The organism is Pseudomonas sp. S3_A03, assembly GCF_054668275.1.
In genome coordinates, this window is the sequence record NZ_CP162753.1 from 904371 (window position 1) to 919447 (window position 15077).

Consider the following 15077-nt stretch of genomic DNA (forward strand, 5'->3'; position numbering starts at 1 on the left):
GCGCGGCCACTGACACGGTGTGCCGCCCAAGCGCGATATCGCCGACCTGCGTGGCCAATCGGCGCCTAGCAATCATTCGCCGTTAAATTAGCGAAGAAGATGCAGCCGATCAGCCGGGCGAACAGGCTGAGGGTTTCCGGCAGGTTGGGGTCGTCGAACAGCATCGCGCGCGAATCCAGCGCGCACAGCGCGCCGAACAGGCGACCGTCAGGCAGGAAGATCGGCGCTCCCGCGTAACTTTCGATGGCGTATTGCTTGACCACGGGCCGCGTGGCAAAGCGGCCGTCTGCACTGACTTGGGGGATGAACAAGGTCTGCGGGTTGACGCAGAACTCGCTGCACAGGGTGGTTTCCAGGTCGAGTACATCGTCTACGTTGATGCCCATTTCCATGGGGTCGTAGGCCGAGCACACGATCCAGTCCTGGTCCGTGAACTTGGCGATGCCGGCAAATCGCATGTTGGTCAGGCGCGTGACCAGTTGCAGGATGCTGGTGGTGGCTTCTATTTCGGCAATCGCAGCGCGCTCTTCCGGGCTGAGCAGCGATTGTGGGGCGGTGACGCTCGAAAGCATGCTGAACACTCCGGCAACGTGGTGGCCTCGGCCACCACGCGGGGTAAGGGTTTAGTTGATACGGGGATGCTGCTGCACCAGGCTCTTGCGCTTGGCTTCCAATTCGGCAATCTGCGCATCGATGTCTTCGATCTTCTGCTCGATATTGTCGTGGTGTTCCTGCAGCAACTCCTTGGCCTCTTCCATGTCCGACGCCGCCGGTGCCGCGCCGCGCAGGGGCTTGTTGGCGGTTTCCTTCATGGTCAGGCCGGTGACCAGGCCGACCAGCGCAAACACCATCAGGTAATAGGCGGGCATGTACAGGTCGTTGGTGCTTTCCACCAACCAGGCCACGGCGGTCGGGGTGACACCGGCGATCAATACCGAAACGTTGAACGCACTCGCCAGCGCGCTGTAGCGCAGGTGGGTAGGGAACATCGCCGGCAACGTCGAGGCCATCACGCCGATAAAGAAGTTGAGGATCACCGCCAGGATCAACAGGCCGGCGAAGATCAGGCCGATCTTGCCGCTGGTGATCAGCATGAACGCCGGGATCGACAGAAACAGCAGGCCAATGCTGCCGGCGATAATGAATGGCTTGCGCCCGATCTTGTCGCTGACAAAACCAATGAACGGCTGCACGAACAGCATGCCCACCATGATCGCGATGATGATCAGCACGCCGCTGTTTTCTTTGTAGTGCAGGTTGTGCGACAGGTAGCTGGGCATGTAGGTGAGCAGCATGTAGTACGTCACGTTGGTGGCCGCGACAATCCCGATGCAGGTCAGCAGGCTGCGCCAATGTTGCGTGGCAACTTCCTTGAACGAGACTTTGGGGCCTTGGCTCAGGCCTTCGCGGTCGCCTTGTTCGAGCTTGTCCATGTGCTGTTGGAACGCTGGGGTTTCTTCCAGCGCGTGGCGCAGGTACAGGCCGATGATGCCCAGGGGCAGGGCGAGGAAGAACGGCAGGCGCCAGCCCCACGCTTCAAATTCGGCTTCGCCCAGCACGCTGGAGATCAGCACCACCACACCGGCACCGAGCACGAAACCGGCAATCGAGCCGAAGTCCAGCCAGCTGCCGAGGAAACCGCGCTTGCGGTCCGGCGCATATTCGGCGACGAAAATCGACGCGCCGGTGTATTCACCGCCCACCGAGAAGCCCTGGGCCATCTTGCACAGCAGCAACAGGATCGGCGCCCAGATGCCGATCGAGGCATAGCCGGGGATCAGGCCGATGGCGAAGGTACTGAGCGACATGATCACGATGGTCGCGGCAAGGACTTTCTGCCGCCCGTATTTGTCGCCCAGCGCGCCGAAGAACAGGCCGCCGAGCGGGCGAATCAGGAAGGGCACCGAGAACGTGCCGAGTGCGGCGATCATTTGTACGCTGGGCGAGGCGTCCGGGAAGAACACCTTGCCCAGCACATAGGCGACAAACCCATACACGCCAAAGTCGAACCATTCCATGGCGTTACCCAGGGCGGCGGCGGTGATCGCCTTGCGCACCTTGGTGTCGTCGACAATGGTGATGTCATTCAACCCGATGGGTTTGACGCTCTTCTTACGTAATTTCATGCGAACCACTCTAAAACTGAACAAGGGGAGTGCTATCACTGCGACAGCACCGCTCTGTCAGTTCAGATACAAGCGCACATGAAATAATTCACCTTTAAGCGTGTTTTTTCTCAATTGAGGATTAAAACCGTTTGTCATCCTACAACCTGGCTTTCCTGAAACGTTTAGTAACCACGTGATACCTCGACAATTCGCGATTTTTCAGATTGACACCCCGTGAGCGGCCCGATATAAAAGCCACAGTTGTACGACGACATATGACGTTACATATGTCCTACCTAACAAAAATAAAAGTGATGCCATGAATCTGAACGAGCCCATCAGTGCCCATCGTGTTGGCCAGGCGGTCGGCAACTATCGCTGGACCATCTGCGCGATGCTGTTTTTCGCCACCACCGTCAACTACCTCGACCGCCAGGTACTCAGCCTGCTGGCCCCGCAGTTGTCCACGCAATTTGGCTGGAGCAACACCGACTACGCCAACATCGCGGCGGTGTTCCAGTTTGTGTATGCGATTTCCATGCTGTTCGCCGGGCGCTTTGTCGACAAGATCGGCACCAAGGCCGCCTATGTCATCGCGATTGCGATCTGGTCCACCGGCGCAATCATGCATGCGTTCTCGGTGCCGATGGGCGAGGGCATCGCCGCCGTCAGCGGGGCCATCGGGCTGGCGGTGATTCCGGTGTCGATTGCCGGTTTCATGCTGTCGCGCGCTGTGCTGGCGATTGGCGAAGCGGGTAACTTCCCGATTGCGATCAAGGCCACCGCCGAATATTTCCCCAAGAAAGAACGCTCACTGGCCACCGGTATCTTCAACTCCGGCGCCAACGTCGGCGCGATCCTGGCGCCGATTTGCGTGCCCTTGATTGCCGGCATGTGGGGCTGGGAAGCGGCTTTTATGGTCATCGGCATGCTCGGCTTCGTGTGGGTGGCGGTGTGGGCGGCGGTGTATGAAAAACCCGAGCAGCAAAAACGTCTTTCGGCCGAAGAACTGGCCTACATCCGCAGCGACCAGACCGTGCAGCCGTTTGCCAAGGCGCCCGTCGGCATGGCCGAGAAAAAAGTCTCGTGGTTCAAGCTGCTGACCTACCGCCAGACCTGGGCCTTTGCCTTCGGCAAGTTCATGACCGACGGCGTATGGTGGTTCTTCCTGTTCTGGCTGCCCACTTACCTGTCGGCGCAGTACGGCATGAAAGGCGCCGATATCGTGATGCCGCTGGCCGTGCTGTACAGCATGACCATGGTCGGCAGTATCGGCGGCGGCTGGTTCCCCAGCTACTTTATGGCGCGTGGCGATGCGCCGTATGACGGCCGCATGAAGGCCATGCTGGTGATCGCATTGTTCCCGCTGGTGGTGTTGCTGGCCCAACCGCTGGGCTATATCAGCTTCTGGGTACCGGTGGTGTTGATCGGCGTGGGCGCCTCCGCGCACCAGGCGTGGTCGTGCAATATCTTCACCACCGTGTCCGACATGTTCCCGCAGAAAACCGTGGCCTCGGTGGTGGGCATTGGCGGCATGGCCGGTGGTCTGGGCGGCGTGGTGATGACCAAGATCGGCGGCTGGGTGTTCGACTACTACAAGTCGATCAACGACATCCACACCGGCTACATGATCATGTTCGCCATCTGCGCGCTGGCGTATCTGGTGGCCTGGAGCGTGATGAAGACGCTGGTGCCGCGCCACAAGGAAATCACTGATCTGTAAAGCGGCCGGGGCTTGAGTCGATCAAGCCCCGTTTTACAGGGACGCTTGCCCCGCTCAGGATGATCCGCACCGCCATTACCACGCCCATCAGCACGGCGGCCAGGCCTGCCGTTTCCGTCGGCGTTGGCCAGCGCCCGTGAAACCCTAGGCCGAGCAGCGTGGCGAAGAGCGACTCGAGGGCAATCAATTGCCCGCTCAGTACCATGGGCAGGCGCCGGGTTGCGGCGTTCCAGGCCCAGGCGCCCACCACGGTGGACATCACCGCGATGATCAAACCCCAGGCATACAACGGTCCTGCCTGGGGCAGGCTGAAACCTGCGGTTGGCAGTTCGAGCAAGCCCAGCGCCAGCGCAACAGGCAGCAGGCACAGCGTCGCGAGCCCTGCGCCCAGCAGCATCAGCGCGCTCCAGAGCCCGGTGGCTGACGCCGGCAGTTTCATCAATTGCCGTTGGTTGATCACACTGAAGCCAACCCACAAGGCCACTGCACCCACCGAAAAAAACAACCCGGCCAGCCAGGCGACGATGCCCAATGACGGCTGATGCGCGCTGCTGAGATTCGACAGCAACAACCCTGCCGTTACGCTGGCCAGCGGCGTCGCCAGCCGACGCCACTGCACGGTCTTGTCGCTGGCATTGCCCACCAGCGCCAGCAACACCGGAACCAGGCCGACCAACGTGGGCGTCAGTACCGGGCCGCCGAATACCACACCCGCAGCGATGCACACGCCGTACCCCAGGCAACCGAGTGCGCCGAGCGCTGCGGCGACGCACCATTGGCCTGGCCCGAGCACACGCAGGTGGGCACGGTACAGCAGGGTACCCATCAGGCCCACTATTCCTGCAATCAGAAACCGCACCACCATCAGGTCGTAGAGGCTATAGGCGCCACTGACGTAAGGGGTGATGAAGTTCAGCGCCCAGCCCAGGGTCGCCACCACCGCCAGCATCACGCCGGCGAGCATCGATGTTTGCATTGAGTTCATCAGGGTTATCCATCTGGGAATGGGTGCATGGTGCCCAGGCCTGCCGCTGTGCTACAAACGAGTTCTCGGCCCTGGATGCATAACCTCCCATTATGAATACGCTCGGCAAAACCCTACCGCCCCTGGCCAGTTTGTTGCCGTTTGAAGCGGCGGCGCGCCTGGGTAGTTTTTCCAAGGCGGGTGATGAGCTGCACATTACTCAGGCCGCCATCAGCCGCCAGATACGCGGGCTAGAGGACAACCTCGGGGTGAAGCTGTTTTATCGGCGCAACCGTGCGGTGTTCCTCACCCCGCAAGGGCAGGACCTGGCGCGCGTGGTCAGCGACGCATTGCACAGCATCCGTGACAGCGCCGCCCGCTTGCGAGCCTCACCACACAGCAACCGGGTGGTGTTGCTCTGTCAGTTGTGCGAAGCGTTTTATTGGCTGATGCCGCGTCTGTCGAGCTTCCACCAGCAATACCCACAGATCGAAATCCAGGTAGTGACCTCCACCCGCCCTTTGACGGAATTCAATGACCCCTTCGACGTCGCCCTACAAAGCACGCGGCGCGCCAGTGGCGCGCATCCGTTGATGTTCACCGCCTCCGACGAGGTATTTCCAGTGTGCAGCCCGGCCTATCTCGCCGCGCCAAAACCGCTGTCGCTGGCCCAATTGCAGTCATGCACGTTTTTGCACCACAGCTCCGAGCCTCCGCACCTGATGGAGTGGGAAAGCTGGTTGCAAGTGTTCGGTCAGGCATTGGCCGAGGATGCGCGCAGTGTCACGTTCCGATAGCTACCCGCTGATGTTGCAGGCAGCAGTGGAGGGGCACGGAGTCGCCATGGGTTGGCAGCGTACGGCGGGCCGGTTGATTGAAAGTGGTGCGCTGGTGCGGCCATGCGCCGAGCGGGTGTACCTGCCCGAGGCGATTTCGATTTACCGGCATCAAGAGGCGGGCAGCCGGGCAGAGGTAGCGGCGTTGCTCGGCTGGCTGGAGGCGCAGTTGCAGAGTGAAGGCGACAGCTGAGCACCTTTGGGGGCCATCGTCCCCCGCGAACGCCAGTCGAAAAATCAATATTGATCGTATAAAAATCTTACAAACTGCGCAGTTTAATGTGGGAGGGGCACAGCCCTCCCACATTTGGATCTCCATCAGGCAGACAGGTATCAGCGGTTACTGAGTCCGCGTCACCCGCCACACGGTATTGGCCAGGTCATCGGCGATGATCAGCGCACCTTTTGGGTCCACCGTCACCCCCACCGGGCGCCCGCGGGTCTTGCCGTCGTCCCCGTGAAAACCGGTCGCAAAATCAATCGGCTCGCCGGATGGCTTGCCGTTGCTGAACGGCACGAAGATCACCTTGTAGCCCACCGGGTTCGGGCGGTTCCAACTGCCGTGTTCACCCACAAACACCCCGTCGGCAAACGTGTCGCCCATGGCCGGGATGGAAAAGTCCACGCCCAGCGCGGCCACGTGGGAGCCCAGGCTGTAATCCGGTTTGATCGCGGCGGCGACTTTGGCCGGGTCCTGCGGTTGGGCGCGCGGGTCGACGTTCTGGCCCCAGTAGCTGTAGGGCCAGCCGTAGAAGGCGCCTTCACGCACCGACGTCAGGTAGTCGGGCACCAGGTCGGGGCCGAGTTCGTCACGTTCGTTGACCACTGTCCACAGTTGCCCGGTGCCGGGTTGCATGGTCAGTGCCGTGGGGTTGCGCAGGCCGGTGGCGTAGGGTTTATGCGCGCCGGTGGCGGCGTCGATCTGCCAGACCATGGCACGGTCGATTTCCACTTCCATGCCGCGTTCGGTGACGTTGCTGTTGGAACCGATGCCCACATACAGCTGGCGCCCGTCGGCGCTGATGGCCAGGGATTTGGTCCAGTGATGGTTGATCTGCGCCGGCAGGTCGGTGACTTTGGTCGGCGCGCCGGCGGCTTTGGTCTGGCCGTCGGTGTAATCGAAGCGCACCAGCGCGTCCTGGTTGGCCACATAGAGTTTGCCGTCGGCAAACGCCAGGCCGTAGGGCGCGTTGAGGTTCTCGGCAAACACCGTCTTCAGTTCGTAGGTGCCGTCACCATCGGCATCGCGCAGCAGCGTCAGGCGGTTGCCGCCCTTGACCTGGGTGTTGCCCTGGGCCTTGATCAGGCTGGCGATCACATCCTTGGGCTTGAGCTTGGCCGCACTGCCGCCACGGCCTTCTGCGACGAGGACGTCACCGTTGGGCAGCACCAGCGTCTGTCGCGGGATCGCCAGGTCGGTGGCGATGGCCGTGACGCTGTAGCCTTCGGGTACCTTGGGTTTCTGCTCGCCCCAGGGGGTCGGTTCGGCGATTTTCATGCTTGGTATCAGGCTGCTTTGTTGCTCGGCCAGTTTGGGATCGGGGCCGTGGGCCTGGGTCTTGTCGCCTTCACCACCGCAGGCACTCAGCAACAGGGCGGCGCTCAACAGGGTCAATGTGCTGGACGTTTTCATCGGGCACCTCCCGAACGCAGCCCGATCCAGGTCGCCGCAAGCGTCAGTACGGCAACGATCGCCGACAGCACCAGGCCGGTGGGCATCATCGCGTAGGCGTCCTTGGCATGCTGGAACGCGTTGACCAAGCCGAGCACCCACGTCGCCAATAACAACAGGAAGTACGCAAGCGGCTGCCCGGCCTTGTGTTCGGCGCGCACCAGGTTGACCAGCGCAAACAACAGCGCAAGCCCGGCAAACACCAGCGCGCCGGCAATCAACCACGAGGCGAAGTTGGCCCACTGAATCTGGTAGGTCTTGCCGTAGGCAATGTCACTGAGCAGGGCGCCAAGGAACAACGGCACGGTGCCGGCGAGCAAGGTCGCGTGCAGCGGGCCTGGCGTAGGGCGGTAGGTGGAGAGGGTAGTCATGGTGGCGGCGACTCCTTGTTGCTTTCCAACGTTATCAACGCCCCAGGTCGGGGCAGCACATAGGAAGTGAACGCAGCGCAAGTAGGAAAGTTCAGGGCAATTGACGCTGAAATGTTAGGAAACAGCGTCAAAGATGGCATGCTTCAGTGCCACACAAAGGAAGCATCCCCATGCCAACCCTGCACCTGCTGTGCGGCAAGATCGCCTCGGGCAAGTCAACGCTTGCCCACCGCCTCACCGTTGAACACGGCGCGATACTGCTGAGCGAAGACCAGTGGCTTGCGCAGTTGTACCCCGGCGAAATCCTGTCGATCAGCGACTACCTGCGCTGCGCCCAGCGCATTCGTGGGGTGTTGGGGCCGCTGGTTATCAACCTGCTGGCGTCAGGCAATAACGTGGTGCTGGATTTTCCGGCCAATACCCTGAGCCAACGCGAATGGCTGGTTGGCCTGGCCCAGGCAGCCCAGGTGCCGCACCGCCTGCACTACCTCGAGCTCGACGACGACACGTGCCGTGCACGGCTGCATGCGCGCAATGCGCGCGGTGACCATGATTTCGCCGCGACGGATGCCGAGTTTGATCTGATCACACGCCATTTCTGTGTGCCGAGTGAGGAGGAGGGGGTGGTGATTGAGGTGCATCGCACATGAGAACTGCAGCCGCCGCCAATCCCCCTGCGGGAGATGTCGAGCTTCAGCGAGGCTTCGATGGCGGCGGCAGGGCTGGCTGGTGGGGTGGCTGGCACACCGCTATCGGAAGCAAGCCCCCACACATTTGATCTCTGTTGTTACCGACATCGGTGTTCACCGCCGGGCCGGCATCCAGCCCTTTACGATTTGAACCGCCCCACCAATCCATTCAGCTCATCCGACAGGTTCGACAACCGTCCCGAGTCGTCCTGTGCGGAGTTGGCCAGGCTTTCCACCAGCCGTGCTTCGTCGTAGATCTGCTGGATGTGCCGGTTGATCTCTTCGGCGACGCTGTGTTGCTCCTCGGCGGCGGCGGAGATTTGCAGGTTTTGGTCGCGGATTTCATTCACCGATAACTGGATACCCTCAAAGCTGTCCCGCGCGCTTTCGATGGACGACACGCTGGCCTTTGACAGGTCCAGGCAACTGCCCATTTTCTGCGTGACTTCTTCGGTCTTGCTGCCCAGGGTGCCGAGCAGTTGCTCGATCTCACTGGTGGAATCGGAGGTGCGCTTGGCCAGTGCGCGGACTTCGTCTGCAACCACCGCAAACCCCCGGCCCTGGTCGCCGGCCCGCGCGGCTTCAATCGCGGCGTTGAGCGCCAGCAGGTTGGTCTGTTCGGCAATCGCGCGGATGGTGCCGAGGATCTGGTTGATGCTGCGGCTGCCGGCCTCCAGCTCGACCATGGCCTGGGACGATTCGGTGAGGCGGCGGCCCAGGCGGTTGACGTTTTCGGTCGTCAGCTCGATCTGCTGCTTGCCTTCGGCGACGCGGCGGTGGCCATTTTCGGCGGACTCGGCGGCGCCGCTGCACGAACGGGCGACTTCGTTGGCGGTGGCGACCATTTCGTTGAATGCCGTCGACACCAGTTCCACTGCCTCGCGTTGGCGCCCGGCGGCCTCGTTCATGTTATGCGCCACCTCGCTGTTGACCTTCGAGGCGTTCTGCAAATTGGCCGAGGCCGCGCCGATGTGCTGGATCAATTGGCGAATGGCCGCGAGAAACTTGTTGAACCAGCCCGCCAGTTCGGCGGTTTCATCCTTGCCCTGCACCTGCAATTCATGACGCAGGTCGCCCTCGCCTTGGGCGATGGACTGCAAACCGGTGCTGACCTGGCCGATGGGCTTGACGATGACCTTGGAAAACGCCGCCGCGAGCAACCCGAAGATCAGCACCAGCACGCCGACGATGGCCACGGTGAGGTAGGTCATGCGCGTGGCTTCGGCCATCACTTCGTTGTGTTCGATCAGCCCGATATAACGCCAGCCCAGGCCGGGGGAGGTCCACACGTTGGCCATGTAACGCACGCCGTCGATCTCCACATCGGTAGAGCCTTGGGCGGTATTCGCCAGCTGCGCATAGGCCGCACCGAGATCCTTGAGCGGTTTGAAGCTGTGGGCGGCGTCGCGCAGGTCGACCAGCACCACGCCGTCTTCGATCAGCATCACGTAGCCGCTTTCGCCGAGCTTGATGCTCTTGACCAGCTCGGTGAGGTTTTTCAGCGACACGCTGACCACGAAGACGCCTTTGGCTTTGCCGGCGTTGTCCAGCAACGCGCGCGCGGTGCCGACCAGGGCCACGTCGTCTTTGTCGTAGTAATACGCCGGGGTGCGCACGGTTTTGCCGGGGCTGGCCATTGCCGCCTTGTACCAGGGCGCGCGCGGGGATCGTATTTAGCCAGTTGCGGGTCATCCGGCCATTTGACGTAGGTACCGTCTTCCAGGCCGATGGACAGGATCGCCGCCGCCGGGTGGGTCGCGCCGAAACGCGCGAAGCGCTCGATAACCGCCTGCGCGGCCGCCGGCATCGGCTGGCTCGCGGCGTCGGCGGGTTGGTAGTTCTTCAGCGTGTCGATGGACGTGTATACAGGATCGGTGGCCATCTGATCGACGTTTTGCTGCGTGCCGTCGAAGAACTGACGGATGTTACCGTCGATCTGGCGGATTTCGCGGGTACTGCCGTCGATGAACTGATCGACCGCCTGGGTCCGTGTATTCATCACAGAGATCACCGCCACCAGGCTTACCGGGATAAACGCAACGGAGACAAAAGCCAGTACAAGCTTATTTTTAATTTTCATCGAGACGACCATCAGCGTAGAGGGCGGCCAAATCGTCAGGTTCCAGAAAAAGAACCACGGCGATTTGCTATCACTGATGTTTCGGCCCGGCCAAGGTAAATCTTTAGGGTTTTTTGTACACAATACAAAACGCGATTGTTCTGTATCCAATCAATACACATCACGCAGATAACGTTTCTGCTCGCTCAGTTGGCGCCAATACTCCACGGCGCTCTGCGCACCAAGCCCGCCGTGGGTTTGCGCCACCTGACGCAGTGCCTGGTCGACATCCTTGGCCATATGGCTGGCGTCGCCGCAGATGTACAGCCTGGCGCCGTCCTGCAACCAGCGCCACAGCTCGGCGCCCTGTTCGCGGATGCGGTCCTGCACATAGATCTTCTGCGCCTGGTCGCGCGAGAACGCCAGGCTCAGATGGGTAAGCAAACCGTCGCGTTGCATGCCTTGCAGTTCGTCCTGGTAATAGAAGTCGCTGGCGGCGTGCTGTTCGCCAAAGAACAACCAGTTGCGCCCCGGGTGCCCGAGGGCGCGGCGTTCCTGCAAAAACGCGCGGAACGGCGCCACGCCGGTTCCCGGGCCAATCATGATCATGGGCACATCGCCGTCGCGGGGCGTGCGAAAGTGCTTGGACGGTTGCACAAACACCGGCACCTCGCCGTCACCGACACGGTCGGCGAGGAAGGTCGACGACACGCCCTTGCGCTTGCCATACCGCACGGCCGCCACGGTGAGGTGCACTTCCTGCGGGTGCGCCTTGGCGCTGGAAGCGATCGAGTACAGGCGCGGTTGCAGGCGCCTGAGGGTGCCGAGCAACTCGTCCGCCGAACAGTCGATGGGGTAGTGTTGCAGCACATCCACCAGTTGCCGGCCCCACAGCCACTCGTTCAGTTGGGCCTTGTGCTCGGGCCGCAATAATTGCTCAAGGCCTGGGTTGGCGCTGCGCTCGGCGATAGAGGCAAGGGTCTCGCTGCTGGGCCGGGCGATTTCGAAATGCTGGGTCAGGGCCTGTTGCAGCGGCACATCGCCGAAGGTGTCGATGTTTACCGTGGTGTTGGCGCCAAGGCGCGTCAGGTCGAGCAGTTCGCTGACCAATTCCGGGCAGTTACGCGGCCGCACGCCAAGGGCGTCACCGGCTTCATAGGTCAGCCCCGAGTCCGCGAGGTCGAGGGCGAACTGGCGGGTTTCCTTGTGTTGGCTGTGGGGGTTCAGGTGCCGGTTGAGCAGCAGCCGTGAGCCGTGCAGCTTGGTTTTGCCGGCGGGCGTGGCTTGGATAACGGATTTTGTCGGGTGCAGCGTTTGCTGCAAGCGCGTCAGCCAGGCATCGGCGCGTTCTTCAAATTCGGTGTCGCAGTCCACCTGTTCCAACAGGCGCGTGGCGCCCAGTTCCAGCAGGCGCTGGTCGAGGCGTTTGCCGTGTTTGCAGAACTGGTCGTAATTCGGATCGCCCAAGGCCAGCACTGCAAAACGCAGCGACTCCAGGCGTGTTTCGACGGTGCTGAGGCTGTGCCAGAAGGCTTCGCCATTGTCCGGCGCGTCGCCGTCGCCAAAAGTGCTGCTGATCAGCGCCAGGTTCTGCGTGTTGGCCAACCTGCTGGCCGGGAAGTCCGCCATCGCGCTCAGTTCGACGCTGATGCCGCCTTCGCGCAGGCGCTTGGCGAACCGTTCAGCCAGGGCTTCGGCGTTGCCGGTTTGCGAGGCCCACAACAGGGTGACGTCCGGGGAGGGCGCCGGGGTGGTGTGCGCGCGACTGAATAACCCCGCGAGCATACCGTCCAGCCACAGCCGCGTTTGCTCGGCCAACGGCGCGCTCGCCGGCATCACCGGTACCCCGTGGGCTTGGCGCCCGGCAACGGATTGCAGGCCGCTGAGGAACCCGGCGAGGTAGCTGCGCTCGCTATCACTGAGTGACGGTGCAGGCACATTGCGAATACCGGCGAGTTCGGCGAAAGCGTCGGCGCGCGACATGGCGAGGTCCTCTGCAAGGTCAGGATGGGTGGAGGCCGGTTGGTCGAGGAACTGGTGATCGATCAACTCGACCCGCGCCAGGGCAACCGCGCAACACTTGAATTCGGGCTGCAGCGAAATCGGGTCGACCGCGTCGTGGGTCACCGCGTTGATCGCCAGGTGCTCGCCAAACACATCGTTCCAGTGAAACGGCGCGAAACAGCTGCCGGGGCGTACCCGCTCGGTGATCACGGCGGGCAGCACCGCGTGGCCGCGCAGGGAGCGCACCTGCACCCGGTCCTTGGCCCTGATGCCCAGCCGCGCGGCATCGTCGGGGTGGATTTCCACGAACGGGCCGGGGTTCAGTTTGTTCAGGGTGGCGACCTTGCCGGTCTTGGTCAGGGTGTGCCACTGGTGCTGCACGCGACCGGTGTTGAGCACGAAGGGGAAGGCGTCATCGGGCATTTCCGCCGGCGGCATGTGCGGGCGCGGGAAAAACTGACCTTTGCCGCTGTCGGTCGCGAAGGCGAGGGTGCCGTGATCACGGTAGCGGATCGGGTTGCGAGCCGGCGCATCCGCCGTGGCGAGCGGCCATTGCAGCGGTTGTTGGCGCAGGCGCGCGTAACTGGCGCCGCGGATGTCGTAGCCGGTCTTGGGGTTCCAGGCGCGTTTGATTTCTTCAAACACTTCGCTGGCGGATGCGTAGGTGAAGGCCTCGGCAAACCCCATCGCGCAGGCGACCTGGGCGATGATTTGCCAGTCGGGCAAGGTCTCGCCGGGAGGCTCGACGGCTTTTTGCATCAAGGTCAGGTTGCGCTCGGAGTTGATCATCACCCCTTCGGCTTCGGCCCACAGCGCGCCGGGCAGCAGGATGTCGGCGTAGCGGTTGGTCTCGGTGTCGAGGAACGCGTCCTGGGTGATCACCAACTCGGCGGCGCGCAGGCCATCGATCACGGTCTGACGGTTCGGCACGCTGGCGACCGGGTTGGTGCAGATGATCCAGCACGCCTTGATCTGCCCGGCGGCCATCTGCTCGAACAGCGCCACGGTGCCGGTGCCTGCTTCGCGCGGCAGGCTGTCGTGGGGGATTTGCCACAGGTCCTCGATAAAGGCGCGGTCGGCTGCCACCAGCACCGAGCGTTGCCCCGGCAGGCCCGGGCCCATGTAGCCCATCTCGCGGCCACCCATGGCATTGGGTTGGCCGGTGAGGGAAAACGGCCCGCTGCCGGGGCGGCAGATTGCGCCGGTGGCCAGGTGCAGGTTGCACAGGGCGTTGGTATTCCACGTGCCATGGGTGCTCTGGTTGAGGCCCATGGTCCAGCAACTCATCCATTCGGCGGCGTGGCCGATCCACTCGGCGGCTTGGCGGATATCCGCTTCGGCAAGGCCGGTGATCTGGGCGACGGTATGCGGCGGGTAATCCTCGAGGAAACCCGGCATGGCCTCCCAGCCTTCGGTGAACGCGGCAATAAAGGCCGGGTCGGTATGGCCGTTTTTAACCAGCAGGTGCAGCAAACCATTGAGCAGGGCGAGATCGGTGCCCGGTTTGACCGGCAGATAAAGGTTGGCCTTATCGGCGGTGGCGCTGCGCCGTGGGTCAACCACGATCAGCTTCGCCCCGGCCTTGACCCGGTCCATCATGCGCAGGAACAGGATCGGGTGACAGTCAGCCATATTGGCGCCGATCACAAAGAACAGGTCGGCGCGGTCGAAATCTTCATAGGAACCCGGCGGGCCGTCGGAGCCCAACGAGAGTTTGTAGCCGCTGCCCGCGCTGGCCATGCACAGGCGCGAGTTGGATTCGATATTGCGGGTGCGTACAAAACCCTTGGCCAGCTTATTGATCAGGTACTGGGCTTCCAGCGACATCTGCCCGGACACGTAGAACGCCAGCGCATCGGGGCCATCGCGGTCGAGGATGTGGCGCAAGCGCCCGGCGGTTTCGTCGATGGCGGTATCCATGGCGATACGCACTGGGTCGTGCTCGCGGTTCTCCCGCAGGTAAGCGTTTTCCATGCGCCCGGACTCGGCGATGGCTTGCCCGCAGGTGGTGCCCTTGGTGCACAGGCGGCCGAAGTTGGTGGGGTGGTCCTTGTCGCCGACGACCTTGACCACTTTATTGTTCTGGACCTGCATGACGATGCCGCAGCCCACGCCACAATAAGGACAGACGCTGTGTACGTTCTGGTTTGCCATCCGTAACCCTCGAAACTTTTTTTGCCCGACAACAAAAAAGCGCCCTGCAACCCTCCGTTTGAAAACGGGGGCTGCACGGCGCCTTTGTCGTGTGTGGGCAATCAGCGTTGATTGCTCTTGAGGTGTTCCTAGCAAGTCACGCGCCAGCTTTTCCAACCCGTGGCATAAGCGGCTTTTGGTGAGGCGCGGGGCTTGCTGTACTGCGCGGGGCAAGCTCGCTCGCCACACGCCGCATCGGTAAACCGGCGGGGGCAGGTGCGCTGTTTTGAGGCGAGGCGCACCACTTGGAGGCGCAATCGCAGGTGTTGGGCGCGGTTGAAGGCCTTGCGCAGCCGTGACAACAGGCTTGCGCCGGATTGGCACAGAGCCTGCAAGCTCCCCTTCAACCCCACTCGGTCAACGACGATCGACAGGCCATAAAAGGTCATGGGCATAAAGCGATGGATCCGGCGATGTCGTCCGAACCGATCCCGCAAAAGAACAGGCAAAGACGCCTG

Annotated in this window: 10 protein-coding genes and 1 pseudogene; 3 read left to right on the forward strand and 8 right to left on the reverse strand. The window is 62.3% G+C overall.

The window, feature by feature from the left end; all coding sequences use genetic code 11:
- Window positions 1-65: 65 nt before the first annotated feature.
- Both AB4O25_RS03875 and proP read right to left on the reverse strand, forming a co-directional pair.
- Entirely contained in the window at window positions 66-572 is a 507-nt protein-coding gene (locus AB4O25_RS03875; protein WP_017530424.1) for a GAF domain-containing protein, read from the reverse strand.
- A 51-nt stretch (window positions 573-623) separates the two neighbouring features.
- Window positions 624-2126, reverse strand: coding sequence for a glycine betaine/L-proline transporter ProP (proP, locus tag AB4O25_RS03880; protein WP_068934837.1), 1503 nt, complete (start codon window positions 2124-2126; stop codon window positions 624-626).
- A 301-nt stretch (window positions 2127-2427) separates the two neighbouring features.
- On the opposite strand from proP, the gene AB4O25_RS03885 reads away from it, so the two are divergent.
- Complete coding sequence (locus AB4O25_RS03885) at window positions 2428-3831, forward strand: MFS transporter (protein ID WP_460060311.1); 1404 nt, start codon at window positions 2428-2430, stop codon at window positions 3829-3831.
- Here AB4O25_RS03885 and AB4O25_RS03890 read toward each other — a convergent pair.
- Window positions 3818-4816 (reverse strand): DMT family transporter, encoded by a 999-nt coding sequence (locus AB4O25_RS03890; protein ID WP_460150528.1) that lies wholly within the window; start codon window positions 4814-4816, stop codon window positions 3818-3820. The genes AB4O25_RS03885 and AB4O25_RS03890 overlap by 14 nt on opposite strands.
- 92 nt (window positions 4817-4908) lie before the next feature.
- Between AB4O25_RS03890 and AB4O25_RS03895 the strand changes: the two are divergent.
- Window positions 4909-5824: pseudogene (locus AB4O25_RS03895) on the forward strand (LysR substrate-binding domain-containing protein).
- A 147-nt stretch (window positions 5825-5971) separates the two neighbouring features.
- Here AB4O25_RS03895 and AB4O25_RS03900 read toward each other — a convergent pair.
- Together AB4O25_RS03900 and AB4O25_RS03905 are read right to left on the reverse strand one after the other, a co-directional pair.
- Entirely contained in the window at window positions 5972-7264 is a 1293-nt protein-coding gene (locus tag AB4O25_RS03900) for a PQQ-dependent sugar dehydrogenase (protein WP_135196560.1), read from the reverse strand.
- On the reverse strand, window positions 7261-7674 hold the full coding sequence (locus AB4O25_RS03905; RefSeq protein WP_017530418.1) for a DUF2231 domain-containing protein: 414 nt from the start codon (window positions 7672-7674) through the stop codon (window positions 7261-7263). The genes AB4O25_RS03900 and AB4O25_RS03905 overlap by 4 nt, the downstream gene beginning before the upstream one ends.
- Before the next feature lie 170 nt (window positions 7675-7844).
- Here AB4O25_RS03905 and AB4O25_RS03910 point away from each other — a divergent pair, with 170 nt between their 5' ends.
- On the forward strand, window positions 7845-8324 hold the full coding sequence (locus tag AB4O25_RS03910) for a P-loop nucleotide/nucleoside kinase family protein (protein WP_017530417.1): 480 nt from the start codon (window positions 7845-7847) through the stop codon (window positions 8322-8324).
- 179 nt (window positions 8325-8503) lie between these two features.
- On the opposite strand, the gene AB4O25_RS03915 is transcribed toward AB4O25_RS03910, so the two are convergent.
- From AB4O25_RS03915 to AB4O25_RS03925, 3 genes are read right to left on the reverse strand one after another with little or no spacing between them, the layout of a single operon-like run.
- Window positions 8504-9979, reverse strand: a complete 1476-nt coding sequence (locus AB4O25_RS03915; RefSeq protein ID WP_460150939.1) for a methyl-accepting chemotaxis protein — start codon at window positions 9977-9979, stop codon at window positions 8504-8506.
- Window positions 9862-10593, reverse strand: a complete 732-nt coding sequence (locus AB4O25_RS03920) for a hypothetical protein (protein WP_460150530.1) — start codon at window positions 10591-10593, stop codon at window positions 9862-9864. Before AB4O25_RS03920 ends, AB4O25_RS03915 begins: the two co-directional genes overlap by 118 nt.
- Window positions 10594-14580 (reverse strand): molybdopterin-dependent oxidoreductase, encoded by a 3987-nt coding sequence (locus AB4O25_RS03925; protein WP_460150531.1) that lies wholly within the window; start codon window positions 14578-14580, stop codon window positions 10594-10596.
- Window positions 14581-15077: the final 497 nt, after the last annotated feature.